This is a genomic window from Streptomyces sp. NPDC091377 (genome assembly GCF_044757045.1).
Lineage (GTDB): Bacteria > Actinomycetota > Actinomycetes > Streptomycetales > Streptomycetaceae > Streptomyces.
In genome coordinates, this window is record NZ_JBIVUE010000003.1 from 556,036 (window position 1) to 576,486 (window position 20,451).

General features: G+C 71.2%; 15 protein-coding genes and 1 pseudogene. 9 read left to right on the forward strand and 7 right to left on the reverse strand.

What is annotated here, in order from left to right; translation table 11 throughout:
* Positions 1-242: 242 nt before the first annotated feature.
* Positions 243-929, reverse strand: coding sequence for a DUF2848 domain-containing protein (locus ACIQNG_RS10200; protein WP_401483785.1), 687 nt, complete (start codon positions 927-929; stop codon positions 243-245).
* Positions 930-1,072: 143 nt separating this feature from the next.
* Between ACIQNG_RS10200 and ACIQNG_RS10205 the strand changes: the two genes are divergently transcribed.
* A complete protein-coding gene (locus ACIQNG_RS10205; protein WP_401483787.1) occupies positions 1,073-2,428 on the forward strand; it encodes an MFS transporter in 1,356 nt (451 codons plus the stop codon).
* Positions 2,429-2,483: 55 nt separating this feature from the next.
* Positions 2,484-3,275, forward strand: a complete 792-nt coding sequence (locus tag ACIQNG_RS10210) for a carbon-nitrogen hydrolase family protein (protein WP_401483789.1) — start codon at positions 2,484-2,486, stop codon at positions 3,273-3,275.
* A gap of 135 nt (positions 3,276-3,410) precedes the next feature.
* On the opposite strand, the gene ACIQNG_RS10215 is transcribed toward ACIQNG_RS10210, so the two are convergent.
* Positions 3,411-4,037, reverse strand: a complete 627-nt coding sequence (locus tag ACIQNG_RS10215) for a GntR family transcriptional regulator (RefSeq protein ID WP_401483890.1) — start codon at positions 4,035-4,037, stop codon at positions 3,411-3,413.
* A gap of 170 nt (positions 4,038-4,207) precedes the next feature.
* Complete coding sequence (locus ACIQNG_RS10220) at positions 4,208-5,059, reverse strand: alpha/beta fold hydrolase (RefSeq protein WP_401483791.1); 852 nt, start codon at positions 5,057-5,059, stop codon at positions 4,208-4,210.
* Positions 5,060-5,302: 243 nt separating this feature from the next.
* On the opposite strand from ACIQNG_RS10220, the gene ACIQNG_RS10225 reads away from it, so the two are divergent.
* Positions 5,303-5,662 carry a helix-turn-helix domain-containing protein gene (locus ACIQNG_RS10225; RefSeq protein WP_401483892.1) on the forward strand — a complete coding sequence of 120 codons (360 nt, stop codon included), beginning with the start codon at positions 5,303-5,305 and terminating at the stop codon, positions 5,660-5,662.
* A gap of 112 nt (positions 5,663-5,774) precedes the next feature.
* Complete coding sequence (locus tag ACIQNG_RS10230; RefSeq protein ID WP_401483793.1) at positions 5,775-6,185, forward strand: VOC family protein; 411 nt, start codon at positions 5,775-5,777, stop codon at positions 6,183-6,185.
* 19 nt (positions 6,186-6,204) lie between these two features.
* On the opposite strand, the gene ACIQNG_RS10235 is transcribed toward ACIQNG_RS10230, so the two are convergent.
* Positions 6,205-6,711 carry a DUF6624 domain-containing protein gene (locus tag ACIQNG_RS10235; RefSeq protein ID WP_401431992.1) on the reverse strand — a complete coding sequence of 169 codons (507 nt, stop codon included), beginning with the start codon at positions 6,709-6,711 and terminating at the stop codon, positions 6,205-6,207.
* Between the two features lie 347 nt (positions 6,712-7,058).
* On the opposite strand from ACIQNG_RS10235, the gene ACIQNG_RS10240 reads away from it, so the two are divergent.
* From ACIQNG_RS10240 to ACIQNG_RS10255, 4 genes and pseudogenes are all read left to right on the forward strand, one after another.
* Positions 7,059-7,913 (forward strand): alpha/beta fold hydrolase, encoded by an 855-nt coding sequence (locus ACIQNG_RS10240; protein WP_401483796.1) that lies wholly within the window; start codon positions 7,059-7,061, stop codon positions 7,911-7,913.
* A gap of 24 nt (positions 7,914-7,937) precedes the next feature.
* Positions 7,938-8,147 (forward strand): annotated as a pseudogene (locus tag ACIQNG_RS10245) (MerR family transcriptional regulator); the annotation flags it as partial.
* Positions 8,148-8,188: 41 nt separating this feature from the next.
* A complete protein-coding gene (locus ACIQNG_RS10250; protein ID WP_401483797.1) occupies positions 8,189-8,314 on the forward strand; it encodes a hypothetical protein in 126 nt (41 codons plus the stop codon).
* 195 nt (positions 8,315-8,509) lie between these two features.
* Complete coding sequence (locus ACIQNG_RS10255; protein WP_401432000.1) at positions 8,510-9,145, forward strand: class I SAM-dependent methyltransferase; 636 nt, start codon at positions 8,510-8,512, stop codon at positions 9,143-9,145.
* Positions 9,146-9,412: 267 nt separating this feature from the next.
* Here ACIQNG_RS10255 and ACIQNG_RS10260 read toward each other — a convergent pair whose 3' ends face one another.
* The 3 genes from ACIQNG_RS10260 to ACIQNG_RS10270 all read right to left on the reverse strand — a co-directional run bounded on the left by ACIQNG_RS10260 (position 9,413) and on the right by ACIQNG_RS10270 (position 17,799).
* Positions 9,413-12,268 (reverse strand): glycosyl hydrolase family 95 catalytic domain-containing protein, encoded by a 2,856-nt coding sequence (locus tag ACIQNG_RS10260; RefSeq protein ID WP_401483799.1) that lies wholly within the window; start codon positions 12,266-12,268, stop codon positions 9,413-9,415.
* A 119-nt stretch (positions 12,269-12,387) separates the two neighbouring features.
* Positions 12,388-15,147 carry a beta-galactosidase gene (locus tag ACIQNG_RS10265; protein WP_401483801.1) on the reverse strand — a complete coding sequence of 920 codons (2,760 nt, stop codon included), beginning with the start codon at positions 15,145-15,147 and terminating at the stop codon, positions 12,388-12,390.
* A gap of 93 nt (positions 15,148-15,240) precedes the next feature.
* Positions 15,241-17,799, reverse strand: a complete 2,559-nt coding sequence (locus ACIQNG_RS10270) for an NPCBM/NEW2 domain-containing protein (protein ID WP_401483803.1) — start codon at positions 17,797-17,799, stop codon at positions 15,241-15,243.
* 503 nt (positions 17,800-18,302) lie between these two features.
* Here ACIQNG_RS10270 and ACIQNG_RS10275 point away from each other — a divergent pair.
* Positions 18,303-20,054 (forward strand): glycoside hydrolase family 35 protein, encoded by a 1,752-nt coding sequence (locus ACIQNG_RS10275; RefSeq protein WP_401483805.1) that lies wholly within the window; start codon positions 18,303-18,305, stop codon positions 20,052-20,054.
* Positions 20,055-20,451: the final 397 nt, after the last annotated feature.

Sequence of the window (20,451 nt, forward strand, 5' to 3'; positions counted from 1 at the left end):
GTGCCCGTTCCGCCGACCGGGCCGCGCCCGTTGGCTTCGGTCGGCCCGGTCGGCCCGGTCGGCCCGGTCGGCGGGGTCGGCCCGGTCGGCCCGGTCGGCCCGGTCGGCCCGGTCGGCCCGGTCGGCCCGGTCGGCCCGGTCGGCCCGGGCAGCGAGGTCGGTGGGGTCGGTGGGGTTGGCCCGGTCGGCCCGGGTAGCGGGGTCGGTCCGCCCTGGCCCGTCGGTCCGGTTCGCGCTTCGGGCTAGCCGATCGGCTCCGGAAGTCGCCGTACCGCGTACGCCAGGTCGATCGTCTCGCCCGTCGCCGGGTCGCCCAGTTCGACGCGCCACGCGTCCGCGAACTGGTCCACGCCGTGGCTCATGGGGATCGTGCCGGAGATGAGGACGGTGCCCGGGAGGAGGGCCTCGCGGGCGCGGAGGACGTCGACCCAGTAGGCGGGGGTGAGCAGCTCGGCGAGGGTGCCGTCCTGGATCACGGTCTCCCGGTCGCCATGGGTGACCCAGGCGCGCAGGGTCAGCTCGTCGACGCGCGGGGCGACGTCCGCGAGGCGCCAGGCGCGGCGGGCGAGGACATCGGGACCGGCGTTCTTGCTCCAGGCCACCCCGTGCACCTCCAGCTCACGGTCGGTATGGTCGCAGGCGGCGGTGAGCAGCAGCTCGCCGTCGTCGGCGACGACCAGCGCCCACTCGGCCTCGCCCGAGGTACGCCCGTGCTGCGCGGCGACCGTCTCGGTCTGCTGGGCCAGATAGGGCGAGATCGGGTAGAGCGCCGGGATCACCGAGGGCGCGGGCACCCCCAGCTCGGCGAGTTCGGCGACATGGGCGGCGACATCGTCCTGGCTGCGCCCGGCATACCCGGCGTTGAGCACCTGTGTGACGGACACCTCACGCGTCGTCCCGTCGGGCAGTTCGAACTTCAGCACGGCCATGGAGGCACTCCCAGAGATCGGGGTCGGGCAGCGGCTGGACGGATTTCCCAGCCGTTAACTTCCTGCGCAAGGGTTGCGCATACGACCTGTATACAAGAAGTATGCCCAGAGGTCGATGTCCCCTCGACGCAAGGATGAGAAACATGCACGACTCCCCGCAGGGCGCCACGGCAGCCGCCGAGCGGCGCTCGGGCGCCCGCCGGGCCTTCGCCGCCAGCCTCACCGGCACGGCGCTGGAGTGGTACGACTTCGCCGTCTACTCGGCCGCCGCGGCCCTGGTCTTCGGCGATCTGTTCTTCCCGTCGGAGGACCCGCTCACCGGCACTCTGCTCGCCTTCTCGACCTATGCGGTCGGTTACCTCTCCCGCCCGCTCGGCGGGTTCGTCTTCGGCCGGCTCGGCGATGTCATCGGCCGCAAGAAGGTGCTGATCGCCACCCTCGTGCTGATCGGCGCCGCGACCTTCGTCATCGGTCTGCTCCCGACCTACGACACCATGGGCATCGCCGCCCCGATCGTCCTGGTCCTGCTGCGCTTCGCGCAGGGCGTCGGCGTCGGCGGCGAGTGGGGCGGCGCGGTCCTGCTCTCCAGCGAGTTCGCCGACCCACGCCGCAGGGGCTTCTACGCCTCCGCCGCCCAGGTCGGTCCGCCCGCGGGCAACCTGCTGGCCAACGGTGTCCTCGCCGCGCTCGGTCTCGCCCTCACCGAGGAGCAGTTCGAGTCCTGGGGCTGGCGCGTGGCCTTCCTGCTCTCCGGCGCCCTGGTCGGCTTCGGCCTGTGGATCCGCGCCAAGCTGGAGGAGACCCCGGTCTTCAAGGCCATGGCGGCCGAGGAGAACCGTCCCGAGGCCCCGATCCGCGAGGTCTTCACCACCCAGCCCCGCGCCCTGACCGCCGCCATCCTCAGCCGTGTCGCCCCCGATGTGCTGTACGCGATGTTCACCGTCTTCGTGCTGACCTACGCGACCGAGGAACTCGACATGTCGCGCGGCTCGGCGCTCACCGCCGTGCTCATCGGCTCCAGCCTCCAGATCTTCCTCATCCCGCTCGCGGGCGCGGTCTCCGACCGGGTCAACCGCCGACTGCTCTACGGCGTCAGCGCGGTCGCCGCCGGTGTCTGGCCGTTCGTCTTCTTCCCGATGGCGGACGCGGGCTGGTTCGCGCTGGCGGCCGGTGTCGTCGTCGGCCTCCTCATCCACTCGTTCCTCTACGGCCCGCAGGCCGCGTTCATCGCCGAGCAGTTCTCGCCCCGGCTGCGCTACACCGGCTCGTCCCTCGCCTACACCCTGGCCGGCATCATCGGTGGCGCCGTCGCCCCGCTGCTGTTCACGGCCCTGCTCAGCGCGTACGACAGCTGGGTGCCGCTCGCGCTGTACATCGCCCTGACGGTCGTCGTCACCCTCGTCGGTGTCTACCTCGGTCGCGACGCCGGGCACGCCATCGAGGAGGACGAGCAGCTCGCGGGCCAGATCGCCGAGGGCGTGCCCGCCAAGACCGGCTGACCCCCGCCCCGGCACACTTGACCCAGCATCTCGCTGACCGAAGGAGAATCGCCCCGTGCGCATCGCCCTGAGCCAGCTCACCACGGGCCCCGAGCCCGACAAGAACCTGCTCCTGATCGAGGAGTGGACCCGCCGGGCGGCCGACGCGGGAGCCCGGCTGGTCGTCTTCCCCGAGGCGTCGATGGCCTGCTTCGGCACTCCGCTCGCCCCGCTCGCCCAGCCCCTGGACGGACCGTGGGCCGACCGCGTCCGGGAGATCGCCCGCGCGACCGGCACGGTCGTCGTCGCCGGGATGTTCACACCCGCCGAGGACGGCCGGGTGACCAACACCCTGCTCGCGACCGGACCCGGCGTGGAGGCGTCGTACGACAAGATCCATCTCTACGACGCCTTCGGCTTCCGCGAGTCCGAGGGCGTCGCCGCCGGTGCACGGATCGTCACCCTCGACGTGGACGGTGTCCGGTTCGGCCTCGCCACCTGCTACGACGTGCGCTTCCCCGAGCTGTTCCGGGCGCACGCCGACGCCGGCGCGGTGGCGACCCTGCTGGCGGCGTCCTGGGGCGCCGGTCCCGGCAAGCTCGATCAGTGGGAACTGCTGATCCGGGCGCGGGCCCTGGACGCCACGCTGTGGGTCGCCGCCGTGGATCAGGCCGACCCCGGCACCCCGCCGGGCACGGCCCCCACCGGTATCGGCCACAGCCGGGTCGTCGGCCCGGACGGCACCGTACGGGAACGGCTCGACGCGGGCCCGGAACTGCTGGTGACCGACGTCGATGTGAGCGAGGTCGAGTCGACCCGGCAGCGCATCTCCGTCCTCGCCAACCGGCGTCCGGAGCTGTGGCCCTGAGCCGGACCCGGACCGGCGGGGGCCTGGCCCCCGCTGAACGCCGACGCCCGTGACCCCGTTCCTTCCGGAACCGGTCACGGGCGTCGAGCATGAACGCGGCGGCGAAGCGGGCTCGGCCGGGTCGCCGTCGGGCGGTCAGCCCGCCAGGAGCACCTTCAGGGTGGACGCGAGATGCTCGTCGATCGCGGTGCAGGCGGCTTCGGCGTCGCCGGCCGCGATCGCGTCGAGGATCGCCAAGTGCTCGTCCAGCACGGCTTTCTGTCGACCCTGCTGGGCGAACAGGGCTGTGACGCCCGCCCGGACCTGCCGGCTGCGCAGTCCGTCGTAGTGCCGTTCGAGCAGACCGTTGCCCACGGCCGAGATCATGGACGCGTGGAAGAGATGATCGACGGCGATGAACTCGCGGGCCTGGTCGGCGCCGGTGAGATCGCGCTGACGGCCGAGGAGTTCACGCAGCTCCCGCAGCGGAGCACGGTCCCCGGCGATCACCTCCCGGGCCGCGTACCGCTCCACGATCCCGCGCAGCTCCATCAGTTCGGTGATCTCGCGCCCGGTCAGCGGGGACACCCGGGCGCCCCGCTTCGGCACCAGCTCGACCAGTTCCTCGGCGGCGAGCATCAGCAGCGCCTCGCGGATCGGCGTACGGGACACCCCGATGCGGTCGGCGATCTCCTGTTCCGACAGGAACACCCCCTGCATCTCCGGATCCGTCAGTACCGTCTCCTTGAGATACGTGTAGGCCATCTGCCGCCCGGACACCACCGCTACCCCCATGAGGTCGCATACACCTTGTATACGGAAGCTACCACGGGTGGATGCGGACCTATCCCCGTACGGACCGTACGGACTGCACGGACCGTGAGGGCTTCACGGGCTGCACGGACTGCACGAACTGCACGGACCGTGTCACGGGCACGGGCCCCCGGTGTGCGTCAGCCGGGCAGGCCGTCCAGGAACCGGGTCAGTTCCGCCTCGAAGGCGTCCGGGTTCTCCATAGCGGGGTAATGGGCGCTGCCCGGCACGCTCACAGCCCGGCCGTCCGGGACGAGGGAGACCAGTCGCTCGGCCATCCCCAAGTGGTCGGGGGAGTCGATCGCTCCGTTGATCGCCAGGACCGGTACGGCGATCTCCGTGGCCCGTTTCCAGGTGTCGGTGACGGGCACGCGGTGGTCGGTTTCGTCGGCGGTGTGCTTGGCCAGGGTGCTGAGGGCCATCGCCCGCACCCGTCGTAGCACCTCGGGATCCACGTCGTCCGCCGACCGGTGCGGCCCCACGGTGTAGCGCTGGAAGGCGTCGACCCACCCCTCGATGTCACCGGCGGCCAGCGCCCGCTGCTGAGCCGCGAGGACGTCGAGGCTCCAGGGGTCCACGAAGGAGGGCTCACTGGTGCCCACCCCGCTGACCACGACCGCGCGCACCAGTTCGGGATGCTCCAGCGCGGTGTCGACCGCGAGGGCCCCGCCCATCGAGATCCCGACCAGGACGGCGGGAGTCTGCGGGCCGACGCCGACGTGGCGCAGCAGCGCGGCCAGATCGTCGGTGTCGCGGTACGGCCCCGAGGCGTTGGCGGAGGCGCCGTGCCCCCGGGCGTCCGGGGCGATGACCCGGACCCCGTGCTCCCGGGCGAGGACGTCGACCTGCCGGTCCCACAGGGAGTGATCGAGGAAGCCGCCGTGCAGCAGCGCGACGATCGGCCCCGTGCCCTCGTCCCGGTAGGCGAGGGAGCCGTCGGAGGTGGAGAAGAAGGAGAGATGCGAGTGAGACTGATCATTGTGCTCGGGCATGACAACAAGGGTGTCATCACCAGAGACCTATGGCAACTAGGTTGTCATAATGTCGGTGGGGTGGGGCCCCATGGCAGCCCCGGGCCGGGACCGGAGTCGGGACCGGAGTCGGTATCAGGCGCGGGCCCGGGCCCAGACCACGGCACTGGTGCCCCGCCCCGAACGGATCGACCCTCCCGGCACCGTGCCGACCTGTGGTGAGATGGCGCCGTGCGCACCCCGACCGAGGACACCAACCGCCGGATGCTCAGGGCCCGGGACGCGATGGACCGCGCCTACGCCGAACCCCTGGACGTCCCCACGCTGGCCCGGATCGCCCATGTGTCACCGGCACACTTCACCCGGACGTTCCGCGCCACCTTCGGTGAGACCCCGCACCGCTACCTCCAGCGCCGCCGCGTCGAACGCGCGATGTTCCTGCTGCGCGAGACCGGCCTCACTGCCACGGACATCTGCTTCAAGGTCGGTTTCGCCAGCCCGGGTACGTTCAGCCGCACCTTTCGGGAGATCGTCGGCCGCTCCCCGCGCGAGTACCGCAAACAGGCGACGCCCGTGGACGCCCCGACCTGCTTCACGATGGCGTGGATGCGCCCTCACCGCTGACACCCCACCCGGAACAGGCGGGCAGGGGCCGGCCGCTGTGACAGGGCGGTTCCGCTGTGAGAGAGCAGTTTTGGATAAGTTCTCGCGGACCGCGGCGACTAGCGTGATGTCCATGTTCACCGGAATCACACACTCGCAGATCTTCGTACTCGACCAGGACGAGGCGCTCGACTTCTACGTCGGCAAGCTCGGTCTGGAGATCCACACCGACGCCGACCTCGGCTTCATGCGCTGGCTCACCGTCACCCTCCCCGGACACCCGGACCGCCAGATCATGCTGGAGGTGCCGGGCGGGCCGAACATGTCCGAGGAGACCGCGCGGCAGGTCCGCGAACTGGTCACCAAGGGCGCCACCGGCGGCTCGCTGATCTTCAGCACGGACGACTGCCGCACGACGTACGAGACCCTGCGGTCCCGGGGCGTCGAGTTCGTGGAGGAGCCCACCGAGCGCCCCTACGGCATCGACTGCGGCCTGCGGGACCCGTTCGGCAACAGCATCCGCTTCACCCAGCCGAAGGCGTAGCGTCAGCCGGGGCGTAGCGTCAGCCGGGGGAGTGCTGGGCGACGTACGCGTCGAAGGGCTCGATACCGACCCGCGCCCGGCGCTCGTCCAGGTGCTCGGGCTCCTCACAGGGCCAGGGGACCGGCGCCCCGTCCTTCACTCCGGCGATCTGGGTGCCGTAGATCTGCTCGCGGCCCTCGTTGACCAAGGTGCGGTCCTGAAGGAACGCCAGGTCGCGAGGGCTGGCGGCGCCGTCCGTCACGGCCTGTCCGAGCAGCCGCAACGCGCGTCTCTGCACATCGAGCTGCCGGTCGGCGTGCTGGGCGATCAGCCAGGCCGCGCGGGCGGCCTCCTCGCCGACCAGCTCCGCCGTCGGCCACCCGTAGGTGTCCATGATCTCGCCGAGCCGGTCCCCGTGCCGTGCGGTCAGCCGCCGCCACGCCAACTGGGCGGCGGGGTCGTCGCTGTACCCGTGGACCGCCAGCCGGTGGTCGTCGGCGGCCATGGCGGTGAGTTCCTCGGCCAGCGCGGCGATGACGTGCGCCATTTCTCAACTCCTCGGTGGGAACGGCATATCGCCCGCAAGCCTATGGGTGTGTTTCACCGGTAATGATCCTTCTTGAGGACGGTGACAAGCGGCCTCGCGCCCGGCGATAATGGATACACGGCGGGCGGAGACACGGACAGATCCACGGAGCGAACGCCCGCGGCACGCGCTGCCGGACCACACCGCCGCACCGCCGGTTGACCCTGACGCAGGGGCAACCCCCGAGCATGACCGGCATGGCGAAACAGAAACGGGCCACGCAGAAGCCGGCGACACACAAGCCGGCGACGCAGGTTCCGGCACCGGCGAAACAGTCCCCCGTAGCGGCGACTCGGATCCCGGCACCGGTGACACCACCCCCGCCGGACGCTGCCCCGCCCACCCCCGGCGAGCAGCTACAGCACTTCACCGTCCACCACGACGGCGTCACGATCCCCGTGACCCGGGGCGGCGGCCGGGGGCGGACCCTCGTCCTGTGCCCGGGACTCTGCTCCACCCAGGCGGACCTGCACGAACTGATCACCCTGCTGCGACACGACCACGACGTGGTCACCTTCGACCACCGGGGACACGGCCTCACCTCCGCGGGCGGCGGCTACACCTTCGACGCCTTCCTGGGTGACTTCACCGCGGTCATGGCCGCGGTCATGACCGTGCCGGAGCACCCGCGCCCCGCCGAGCCACCCGTCCTCGTCGGCTACTCCCTGGGCGCCGATCTCGCCGTCCACCACACCGCCGCCTGGCCCGGCTCCGTCGCGGGACTCGTCATCGTCGACGGCGCGAACCCGGTGCCCGGACCCTTCGTCACCGAGGCCGACCTGGCCGACTTCCGCGCGATGGCCGACGCCACCCGGCAGGAGGCGGAGCGGTTCCGGGGGACCCCGCGACGCGTCCTGCTCACCACGGAGGACATCCTCGAACTGCAACGCGAGACGGACCGGGTCCGGGCCGTGCTCCTCGACCGGTACCGCGAGATCGAGCACCCGGTCAGCCTGATCATGTCCACCACGCTGGCCGGAGACAGGACCGAGGGCAGGGCACCGCACTACAACCACCTCTGGCGCACCGGCGTCGCACGGCTCGTCCGCGAGCGACCGGGCACCTCCGTGAACTGGCTCGACGCCGATCACCGGCTGGTGTTCACCCATGCCCGGCAGATCGCGCAGACCGTCCGCGCCAGTCTCACCAGGATGTCGGCATAGACGGGCTCCTGGGAGACTGGGCCCGTGCTGACCATCGGCGAGCTGGCGTCGTACGCCGGGGTGACCGTGCGCGCGGTACGGCACTACCACGCCAAGGGACTGCCGCCCGAGCCCGCGCGCGACCACTCCGGGTACCGGCGCTACGACGCCGCGGCGGTGGTCGAGCTGATCAGGATCCGGACCCTCGCCGGGGCGGGGGTGCCGCTGGCCCGGGTGCGCGAGCTGCTCCGGGCTATGTGGACGACTCCACCCTGGAGCGCCCGCTCGTGCAGGTGATGGACAACCTTGCCTACGACACCCTCCCCGTGGCCCGCCGCCTGACCGAACTGCTCGGGGAACGGGGCTGGACCGGCTGGACCCGGCTACGACGCACAGCCCCGCCTCGGAGGACGGCCCCCTGACCCCGTACCCCCGCGTGCACCGCCGACGCGTCCGGGTCCGTTCTTGCCGGATCGGCAAGATTGTTTTGAGGTGGGGGAGGGCGCGTCGGAAGCTGTCCGGTGGCGGCCCAGGGCGTGTTCCCGTCCCTCCAACGCCGCCCGCCCGTCGCTGTGCCCCGTTTGCCGTTGCCGTTGCCGTGCCTGCCAGGAGGCGTCATGACCGAGATCCCCGCGACCGAACCCGCCGCGTTCTGGGAGGCCCGCTACCGCGACAACGGGCCGGTCTGGAGCGGCAAGCCGAACGAACTGCTCGTGCGTGAGGTCTCCGACCTGCCTCCCGGCAGCGCGCTCGACCTCGGCTGCGGTGAGGGCGCCGACGCCGTCTGGCTCGCCTCGCGCGGCTGGCGGGTCACCGCGACGGACATCTCGGCGACGGCCCTGTCCCGGGCCGCCGATCACGCACGTGACGCGGGCGTCGCCGACCGGATCGACTTTGAACGCCATGAACTGGGGGTGACATTCCCCGAGGGTTCCTACGACATGGTCTGCGCGCACTACCTCCAGTCCCCGGTGGCCCTGGACCAGGACAGGGTGCTGCGCGCCGCCGCCGCGGCCGTGGCGCCGGGCGGGACCCTGCTCGTCGTGATGCACGCCGCCTGGCCCACCTGGCAGACCCGGCCGCCCTTCGACGCCGAGTTCCCCACGCTGGACGGGGTGCTCGAACGCCTCGCGCTGGCGGAGGGGGAGTGGACGGTGCGGACGCTGGAGCGGGTCAGCAGGCCCAGCGTGTCACCCGAGGGCGAGCGGGGGCACCGGGACGACAACGTCTGGCGGATCCGCCGAGCGGGCTGACCCGCCCGGCGGACGTCCGTAAGCACCCGGCCCGTGGAGTCGGCCGCTCCACGACGGCAGACGCCAAGGCGGTCTACCTGTCCTTCGACATCGACGGCAGGAAACCGGCTCTGAACGACCGGCACGCCTGGGGCCCGCGAGTCGCCTCCTGAGGCGGATCCCCCTGGGTTCCCGCAACCGACGCGGTCCCCGGTCCGGTTCGCCGACCGGGGACCGTCCCGCTTCCCTTTCACGAGGGCAACGGGTGCGCGGGCGACGGCCCACGGGCTACGGGACGACGCGACGCCATTGCTGGCGGGGGCTGCCGTCCGGTGTCTGCTGTTCGAGCGTGGCGCCGTCGGCGGAGGAGCCGTCGGTGACGCCGAGCAGCTTGCCGCTGCGGGCGCAGGTGAGGGTGATGTGGCCACCGCCGGTCTCGGTGATCCGCCACTGCTGGTTGCTCGCGTAGGTGGGGTGCCAGGTGACCACCTTCGCGCCGTCGGCGGTGCCGCCCCCGCTGACGTCCCAGGACAGGGAGGCGCCGCCGTGGGTGGTGCGGATCTCGTGGAGGCCGCCGCCCATGGGGAGGAAACGGAATCGTTGGTTGGCCGCCGCGCTCGGCGTGAACTGAATCAGTCCGGTGCCGGGGCCGGTGGAAGCGTCGGGGACGTCGACGGCCTTTCCGCTGTGCCGGTTGATCAGCTGGAAGACGGTGTGCCGGGCGGGTGGTCCGACGGTGACCGATCCGCTGGAGGGGAGGGTGACCTTCTTGCTCCAGTCCCCGAAGACGACGGTGGTCGACCGCCCGGCCGGACCGTGGAGCGTGGCGCTGGTGACCTGACCGGACGCCCAGGCGACATCGACGGTGAGACCGCCTCGTACGCCGACCCCGGTGACCGAACCGGCGGCGGCCCACGCGTCGGGGAGCGCGGGCAGCAGTTCGACGCGTCCGGGGCGGGACTGGACCAGCATGTCGAGCATCGCCACGGGGGTCCCGAAGTTGGCGTCGATCTGGAAGACCGATCTGTTGCCGAGGTTGTACATGTCGAAGAAGTTGATGGCGGAGCCGTTGCTGAAGTCGACGGAGGGTCTCAGCACGTTGGTGAAGCACTGGTACGCCTTGTCGGGGCGCTTGAGATGGGCCCAGCAGATGGCGCGCCACGCGGTGGCCCAGCCGAAGCTCTCCATCCCCCGCGCTTCGAGGAGCTTGGTGGCGCCCGCGACGAGGGCGGCGGGGGAGTCCTGGAGGTTGATGCGGTCGCCGGGGAACAGGCCCATGTGGGCCGAGAGGTGGCGGTGGGTGGTCTCACCGAGGTTGTCGTCGCTCATCCACTCCTTGAGCCATCCGCTGGTGGCACTGACCTCGGGGAGATGGAGCCTGCCCTGGAGCCGGGCCACGGTGGAGGCGTAGGCGGCGTCCTTCCCGAGCTTGGCCGCCGCGGTCCGGTAGTTCGCGAACAACTGCCAGACCAGCTCCTGGGCGTAGGTGATGCCCCGGGCGTCCTCGGGGCCGTGCTCCGGGGACCAGTCGTGGTCGTCGACGAGGACCCGGCGCTGCGCCCCGGTCACGGGGTCGGTCACGGTCGTCGTGACCAGCCGTGCCTGCCAGAACTGGCAGGCACCCTTGAGCAGGGGATAGATCCGGGCGAGATGGGTGGTGTCCTGGGTGTACTCGTAGTGCTCGTAGAGCGCGTTGCAGATCCAGGCGCTGCCGGCCGGATGCCACCACCAGCCGTTGCCGCCCCACACGTTCGTGGAGATCGCCACCGTCCACCCCGCCACCCGGCCCGAGGTGTTGCGGAACCGGTTGCGGGAGTCCTGGAAGAGGCTCTTCGTCCTGGCCTGCCAGCCGGGCAGTTGCGCGACGCAGTAGTCGGTGAACGCGTCGAAGCACTCCGCCAGGCCCGCCCGGTCGGGCAGCCAGTAGTTCATCTGCACGTTGATGTCGGTGTGGTAGTCGCTCATCCAGTCGGGTGTGTTGCTGTCGATCCACAGCCCCTGGAGGTTCGTCGGGAGGCTGTCCCGGGAGCCGGTGATCGTCAGATAGCGCCCGAACTCCAGGTAGGCGGCCTCCAGTTCGGGGTCGGGCGCGGCACCTGACGCGGAACGTGCCGCCAGACGTGCCGGGGTGTCCAGGGCCCGCTGCTCCGCGGACGAGGCCCCGAGGTTCACCGACATCCGTTGTTGCAGCCGGTGGAAGTCGGCGACATGGGTCGCCAGCAGCGCCGCACCGGTCGCCGCCGCCGCGTCCCCGGCCTTCTTCCGGGCCACGTTCAGCGGCACCAGCGCGGGGTCCTTGTAGCCGACGGAGGCGTCGGCCTTGTAGGTGGTGCCGCCGGAGATGATCAGCACGACCTCGGTGCAGTCCGTGAACGTCACCTTCGTGCCCGTCGCCGACACGCTGCCGCCCACGCCGACCACCCTGGCGAGCGCCGCGTACTTCAGGGCGTTGGGCAGCGCCGCCGTGAAGGAGACCTCGGCCGCTCCGGCCGTCGGCGTCACCTTCTCGTCCCGTGTGCCGGCGAGCGTCAGCGACCCCGTGCAGGAACCGCCGCCGCTCTGCGTCAGGCGTACGACGATCACGTCGTCGGGATGGCTGGAGAACACCTCGCGCCGGTACGTCACGCCGCCGAACCGGTAGGCGGCGGTGACCAGGCCGTTGCTCAGGTCGAGGCGCCGGCTGTAGTCACTGACCGCCGCCCCGGTGTGGGCCGGCATCTCCAGGAAGACCTTGGCCAGCATGCCGAAGGTGCCGAAGTCGGCCGTGTCGTAGGGGAACTGGCCGTCGGGCTGGAGCACGGCGTTGGAGTGCCCCGTCCACAGCGTGGCGTCCGTGAGGACGAGCACGTCACGGCCCGGGTCGCCGGACACGAGGGCGCCGAGCCGCCCGTTGCCGACGGGCAGCCCCTCTTCGACGATCCGGGCCTCTCGTCCCGGCGCGTCGTACCGGAGGGTGATCGCCTCGCCTTCCGGTACGAGCGCCGGGCCGGCCGGCCGGGTGATCGCCGTGGCGGTGGCTGTGAACTCCGGCAGCGACGACATCACGAACGCCGCGCCGAGAGCGGTGACCGCTCTGAGCACGCCCCGGCGGGACGGCTCGTACGCACCGTCGGCCGAGGACGGTCGCGGGCTGGGCTCAGACATGGGGGAGGTACTCCTTCGCGACTGAGGGGGGTGCGGTGTACCTGTTCGAGGCGGGCGCGGACCGGAGGGCGGCGTCCTGGGGGACGGCCGGGGCCCGCGCCGCGTCGGGACCGTCGGGCCTACTTCCAGGCGGCTTCGCGCAGCGGCTTGAAGGCCCATTCGGCGAGAGCGGGCATCGCGTCGGTGGGGCGAGGGATGCCGTGGATGGCGTCGTCCCACGCCGACACCTGGAGGACGAGGTCGGCGCGGGTCTCGGCGCCGAAGTGGAGCAGGTCGATCGTCCACGGCTCGCCGTGGTAGAGGTCGTTCGTGAGAGGTGTCCCCGCGCTCCGGAGCGTGGCGTCACCTCCCCGGTACTGGAACACCAACTGGGCCGCGGCCAGTCCGCCGAGTGCGGCGGAGTCACTGGTGATCCGCCACCGGCCCGTGCCGTCCGGGGTGACCTTCGGGGCGGCGGGGGCCGCGGCCAGTCGGTAGGTGTAGCGGGTGAAGGGGGTGGCTCTCTGCGCCATCCGCCAGCCCGTGCCCGGACTGAGACCGGCGGCGGGAAAGATGTCCGCCGTGATCCGGGCGCCCGCCGCGGCGGTGAAGCGGGCGGTCGGCGCCAGGCCGGAGAGCTGGGCCCCGTCGGTCACGACGAGCCGGTCACGTCCGTCGAGCGGGACGACGGCGGCGTTCAGGGTGTCGCTCTCGGGAAGGACGATGACTCTCGCGCACGGTGGGGTGCCGGCCGCCTTGTGCACCAGCAGCGACACCCGGCGGCCGGACGGCACGGTGACGATGAGTTCGTCGCCGGTGGTGCGCCGGGTGGACCTGCCCAGCTCGCCGGTGACGACGGTGGCCTTGTCGAAGGCGAGGGACCGGTCCGTCCAGTCCGGAGCCGTGTAGACGTACGTGGGGACGTCCTCGCCGGAGAGCCGGGCGAACGGCTCGACCGTGGCCCAGCGCAGGTCGACGCCGCCGAGGTCGGTCATGACGGGGAAGGCGTTGCAGCGGTCCGGCGGCATGGTCAGCGGGCGGTCCGGCAGGGTGACCGTCCCGCGTGCCGTGCTGACCCGGATCTGCATGTCGTCCCTGCTGGGCAAGGTGACGTTGCGCTGTGTGTTGTTGACGAAGACGAACCCGCGGCCGGCGGAGTCGAACCGGCCGATGTGACGCAGGCGGCCGGTCTGCTCGGGGTTCATGATGTGCAGGGGGTCGCGGGTGACCCGTGTTCTGACCAGTTCGTCCGCCCAGGTGGTGACGAACGTGTGCAGCCGCCGGTAGTACCGGTACGCGTCGCGGGTCTGGCCGAACTCTCCCAGGGGCGCCTGGAAGTCGTAGGTGAGCGGCCAGTGCTTCGACAGGCCCGGGATCTGGGTGCCGCCGTGGAACATGTAGTAGCCGAGGTAGTTGGCGCCCCGGCCGACACTGTCGTAGGCATGCGCGATGACGTGTTGGCGCTCCACCCGGAACCGGTTGGTGCCTTCCATCGGGCTGCCCGTGCCGAGTTCGCAGAATCCGCGCGGGTAGTCGAGGGTGTCGTACCGGGGGCCCCCGATGTCGCTGTTCGCCGTCCACTCGTCCGTGCCGTAGATGAAGCCGGAGACGGCCGACGTGCCGCCGTCCCTCTCCCAGCCGCGGTAGCAGTAGGCGCCCTGGAGGGGGATGGCGGCGTCCTTGTGGAAGTTGGAGTTGGCGGTGACCGTGTAGTACGGCACGACCATGGCGCGCTCGACGCACATGCGCCGCAGGGTGGAGATGTGGTCGGGGTCGCCGGTGGCGAACTCGTTCTCCAACTGGATCCCGACGACAGGGCCGCCGTCGCCGACGAACATCCCCTGCATCTGGGTGGCGATCTGGGAGTAGTACGAACCGACCTGTGCGAGGTAACCGGCGTCGTTCGTGCGGGAGCCCGGCAGGGCGAAGGACGGGATGCCCCCGTTCTCGGCCTCGGCGTTGACGTACGGACCGACGCGCAGCCAGACCAGCAGGCCCTGCCGCCGTGCCGCCTGCACGAACGCCCGCAGGTCCCTGCGGCCGGTCCAGTCCCAGGTGCCCTGCCGCTGTTCGTGATGGTTCCAGAAGACATAGGTGGCCACGATGTCGACTCCGGCCGCGCGCATCTTGCCCAGCTCGGACTCCCAACGGTGGGCGGGGTAGCGGACGTAGTGGAACTCGCCGCTCACCGGGTACCAGGCGCGGCCGTCGCGTGACCAGCCGTTGCGCGTCACCCCGTAGACCACGCCGCCCGCGGCGGCGCCGGCCCCGGCCAGCGGGGCGTCGGAGCGTTTCTCGGTGTCGCTCGCGTCCAGCCGGTAGCCGGTCGTCGGGACGACGGTCCACAACTGGCCCTCGTCACCCGAGCCGGCCCGGATCTCGACGGTGGCCCCGGCCTCGGCGGAGGCATCGCGCACCGTCAGCACCTTCCCGCTGGCCCGGCTCACGACCCGCACCCGGCCCGCGCCCGCGTCCTCCAGGCGCCACTGCTGGTTGGTGGCGCCGGTGCCGTCCCATTGGATCACCTGACTGCCGTCGTCGGTCGAGGCCCCCTGCACATCGAGGACCTTGCCGGATCCCTTGCAGGCGATCGTCACCCAGCCGTCGGCCAGTTCCGTGGTCACCCACTCCTGGTTGGCGGCGCCGGTCGCCCGCCATTGGATGACATGGGCGCCGGCGGCGCCGGACCCCCCGTGGACGTCGAGCAGGTACCGGCTCTTGACGTTCACGAGAGCGAAGGGCTCACCGACGGCTCCGTCGGCGTGGGCCACGGACGGCCACAGCATGCCGCCGCCGAGACCGGAGCCGACGGCGAGCGCGCCGGCGCCCAGTATCTTCATCGCACCCCGGCGGCTCGGCGCGTCGCAGGTCGACCGGGTCTGGTCGTGCGTGATGTCCATCTCTGCTTCCCTTTCGGTGCTTCTTCTCCGGGTGGGCGCCGGGGCGGAGCCGGCCGCGCGCGGAACCCGGGAACATGTTCGGAACTGCGAAGGTCAGCAGGACAGGCGGGCGTCGGCCCAGTCGGCGTGGTCGTACTCGCCGCCGTTCCCGCCGTCGTCGGCGCGCAGACGCAGCGAGGTGACGCCCGTGACGTCGAGATCGACGGGGTGGGCGGGGTCGGCGCCGGTGAGGACCGGGCTCTTCCACAGCTGCCTGCCATCGGCCCACACCTCGAAGACGACGCTTCCCTCGGCCGCGACCTCGTCGTCGACACCGACCGCCGCGGTCAGTCGGGTGCACCGCTCGCCGAGGTGGAACCCGAGGTCGGAGGCGGCGTGCACACCGAGGCCCTTGGCGTGGGTGACGCCGCCGACCATCAGCGGCCGGCCGTCCCCGGCGGCCTGCTCGCCGTTGCTGCGGTCCCGCTCGACGGGCCCCCAGCCGTTGGACTGCGTCACGAAGGGCAGGTCGCTGACGTAGGGCCGTCCCGACAGTGGTGCGGCGCCGTCCGCCACGGAGATCGTGACGGGGTTGGACGTGACCTGTTCGCCGCCGATGGTGGCCCGGGCGGTGACGACGGCCGTGCCCGTGCGCAGCGCGGTCACGACACCCTTCGGGTCCACGGCCGCCACGGCCGGGGCGGAGCTGGTGTAGGTGGGGTTCACGGGCGCTGTCGTGATGTTGTCGGAGTTGAGGGTGAGGGGGTCCCGGCGGACCGTGACCTCGGAGGTGGCCATACCGGCGGTGTCGATCCGCATGTTGAAGCCGGGATCGTAGGTGTTGCGCGCGATGACGACGTCGTCGGCGCCGTCGAACGCGAACAGCGCGGAGGTGTGGCTCGCGGGGGGCGCGTCCGTGGACAGGGTGGCGGTGTCACCGGTGTCGAGCGACTGCCCGGGACCTTCGAGGCGCAGTTGCGCGTACCGCTCGATCTTGTTGTTGCGGAAGGTCAGGTCGCCCACGCTGCGACCGGAGATCACCGTCCCGCCGGTGAGGTTGAAGGTGTTGCCCTCGATGAGGACGTTGCGGTGCACCGGCCGTCCGGCCACGGTGTCGCGGTTCGTGGGGTCGAAGAAGATGACGGGGCTCGCCGGGCGGTCGAAGACGTTCCCGCGGATGACGACGTCCTGCACGGGACCCGACTCGTACCACTGGTAGGCGTCGGACGAGACGTAGATGCTGGCCATGCTCATACCGTCGAAGCGGTTGTTCTCGATCAGGACCGGCTTGCGCGTCGTCACCAGGATCCCCCGGGTGGGGACGGACTGGAAGGTGTTCCCGGTGATCTCGACGGTGGGTGTGTACGTGATGTTCTCGGCGACGTGGTCACCGGGGTTCGCGAGCACCGAGGCGGGCACCGGCCGGTCGAGGGTCACCGTCATGTTCCGCAGATGGGTGTCCGGGTCCGCGCCGCCGGGCACCCCCGTCCCCGACGGGCCCTCCACCGAGACCACCTTCGCCGTCACGCCCGGCACCGCGAGCATGGTGCGCTTGTCGACCAGCTCGACCTTGTCACCCGGATAGAACTGCGGGAAGCCGGCCGTCTCGTGGTGCATGTAGCGCAGCCGCAGCTTCCTCGGTTCCGCGGCGGTCACCTGGAGGTAGGTGCCGTGGATGTTGATGGGGTCGTCCTGCGGGTTGTCGAAGACGCTGTTCTTGACGCGCACGGTGCCTTTGACGCCGGACATCTGGATGTGGTCGGCGAAGCCGGAGGTGACACGGCCCGTGGCGCGGTCGGCCCGGAAGGTCACGGTGTCGATCGTGATGTCCTCGCTGAACTGGCCCACGATGCCGAATCCATGCAGGTAGCCGAGCTGGACATGGTCCACCGTGACCCGCGCCGACTCCCAGAACAGCGCACCCGGGGTGTCCCTCGTCGTCTCGCGCATCTGGTAGACGTGCCCCCGGTCCTTGGGCGGGTCTCCCTGTGAGTAGCTGATGCGCAGCAGGCCGTCGCCCAGGTCGTTGATCCCGGCGACGTTCTGGAAGACGGGGTTCGACGTCCGCCAGGTCCGCTTCGACGCCGGGTCGTGGACCTGTGTGTAGCCGAGGGCGTTCTCCCCGGTCCAGTACGGCTCACCCGTCACCGGACTTCGCTCGCCCGACCAGCGCACCGAGGTGCCGTCGACCGTGTAGCGGTAGGTCTCGGGTATGTCGATGACGCGGTAGGCGCGACCGTCGGCGACACCGGTGTCGGTGACCGTGATGTCGACGGTCCTCGGGGCGACCCAGTCCTGGGAGAAGTTGGTGAAGCGCACATCGCTGGAGCGGATCGCGGCGAAGACGGTCTGCTGCCCATGGTTGACGATCTTCGACCCGCCGCCGTCGACCACGACGTCCCGCATGTCCTCCAGGAGGATCCCTATGTTCTTGGTCCTGAGCGCCTGATCGGTGCCCGCGGTGTTGCTGACATACAGCTCACGCTTGGGAGCCTGCTCCGGCCACAGGTGGTAGGTGCCCTTCGGGAAGTGGATCGTGGTGGGTCCCCCCACCTTCTTCGCATGGGCGACCGCCTGCGCGACCGCCGCCGCCGAATCCTTCTGACCTGTGCGATCGGCACCGAAGGCGGTGACATCGACCACCGTGCGTCCGGTGCTGTCGACGTCGGCCACCGGCCTGAGGGTCCGCTCCCCGGCCGAAGCCGTGGGCAGCGGAGCCAGTAAGGCCAGGACACCTGCGGCTGCCAGAAGGCCGGTGCCGACCCGCGTCCTTCGGTGCACCCAAGCCACCCGTGGCCACGCAGCTCTCATGAGAGGTACCTCCGGGAAAGGGAGACACGGCGCCCGAGCCAGTGCCTCGATGGCCGAGAAACTAGGAGGCATCAATCAAAAGAGCAAGAGAAACAACAAGAATCAACAAGTGCGAGAAGGTGACTCTCCCTCACGTCCGCCGCGCCGGAGGGGTGATGGGGTGCCGAAGCCGGTCGGGCTGTGGTCGCACCGCGGGCGGTCGCTCCCCCCGGGGCAAGGTCATGTCGACGCCCCTGCGGGCGCGCTCCCCTTGAGCTGGGCACAAGCGGTGATCCAGGGCTTGCTCCCGCTGGATGTTTACGCAAACATTAAACCGGTGCGGCATTGCCGCAGGCACCCCTTGACCTGTCAGGAGCGCGCAGCCCATGTCCGTACTTCAGATAGACCACACCGGTTTCCTGCTCGACGGAGAGCCGTTCCGCCTCCTGTCCGGCGGGCTGCACTACTTCCGTGTCCATCCCGAGCAGTGGGCCGACCGGTTGCACAAGGCACGCCTGATGGGCCTCAACACCGTGGAGACCTACGTACCCTGGAACCTCCACCAACCCCGCCCGGACCGATTCGACCTGGACGGCCCGCTCGACCTGGCGCGCTTCCTCGACCTGGCCGCCGCCGAGGGCCTGTACGTCCTGCTGCGGCCCGGCCCCTACATCTGCGCCGAGTGGGAGGGCGGCGGACTCCCCTCCTGGCTGCTCGCCGAGCCCGACATCCGGCTGCGCTCACGCGACCCCCGGTTCCTCACCGCCGTCGACGCCTACTTCACCCGCCTGTTCACCCCGCTGCGCCGCCATCTCGCGACCCGGGGCGGCCCCGTGCTCGCCGTCCAGGTGGAGAACGAGTACGGCGCGTACGGCGAGGACACCGCCTACCTGGAACACCTCGCCGCGACGCTCCACCGCTGCGGAGTCGACGTACCGCTGTTCACCTGCGACCAGTCGGCCGACCTGAGCCGCGGCGCGCTGCCCGACGTCCTGGCCACCGCCAACTTCGGCAGCCGCGCCGCCCACCACCTCGCCGTACTGAGCGCCCAGCGCCCCGAGTCACCCCTGATGTCCACCGAGTTCTGGATCGGCTGGTTCGACCGCTGGGGCGGCACCCATGTGGTGCGCGACGCCGACCAGGCCGCCCGGGAACTGGACGAACTGCTCGCCACCGGCGCCTCGGTGAACTTCTACATGTTCCACGGCGGCACCAACTTCGGCTTCACCAACGGCGCCAACGACAAGCACACCTACCGTCCCACCGTCACCTCCTACGACTACGACGCCCCGCTGGACGAGGCCGGCGACCCCACCGAGAAGTTCGCCGCCTTCCGCGAGATCATCGCCAAGTACGCCCCCGTACGCGCCGAACCGGTGCCCCCGCCCGCCCCCAAACTCGCCGTGGACGCCGTACGGATGACGGACAGCGCGCCGCTGCTGGACTGCGCCGAGGTACTCGGTGAGGGGGTCGTGTCGGATCGGCCGCTGACGATGGAGCGGCTCGGCCAGGACTTCGGGTTCGTCCTCTACGAGACCGTCCTGCGGGACGCGGGACCGGCACTCCTGGAGATCGACCAGGTGCGCGACCGCGCCCAGGTCTTCCTGGACGGGCAGCCGGTCGGCGTTCTGGAGCGCGAGAACCACGAACACGCCCTCGCCTTCACCGTGCCGCGGAGCCGCACCCGGCTGACCGTACTGGTGGAGAACCAGGGGCGGGTGAACTACGGCCCCGGCATCCACGACCGCAAGGGGCTGCCGGGCCGGGTCCTGCTCAACGGGGTGGAACTCACCGGCTGGACCTGCCGCCCGCTGCCCCTGACGTCCCTGGCGGAGGTGCCGTTCGCCCCGATCACCGCCACCCCCACCGGCCCGGCCCTGTACCGGGGCACGTTCGAGCTGACCGGGACGGCCGACACCTTCCTCCATCTCGACGGCTGGACGAAGGGCAACGCCTGGATCAACGGGTTCGCCCTGGGCCGCTACTGGTCACGGGGCCCGCAGCGGTCCCTGTACGTACCGGCCCCGGTACTGCGCACCGGTACCAACGACGTCGTGCTGCTGGAACTGCACGCGGCCCTGTTGTCGCGCACGGTCTCGCTCCGCGAGACCGCGGACCTCGGACCCACCGAGGAGTGAGGGGGCGCCGGCGGCTGAGCTGCGGCGGGCGGGGCGACCGGGGGACCCCGGCCCGAACGGCCGGGCACCTCCGACGCCCGCCCCTACGGTCGCCGCGCCTCGCCGAACGGGCCCGCCGCAGGGACGGGCCCGGGGCCGGGCGGAGGGGCTCCGCAGTTGGGCGGGCGCCCCGCAGCGGGGCGAACGTCCCGGAGTCGGGTGGGGTCTCGGAGTGGGGCGGACGGCCCCCGCAGCGGTCAACCGTCCCGGTGTCGGGGTGTCAGGGCGGCTCCTCAACGATCGCCCCGACGGCGGCCTCACCCCCGAACCGCAGACCGACGAAGGCAGACCTACCCGCCGAACCCCCGCATGACCAGCGGGAGACGGCCCCGGGCCGGCCGAACGGCACGTCCCACCA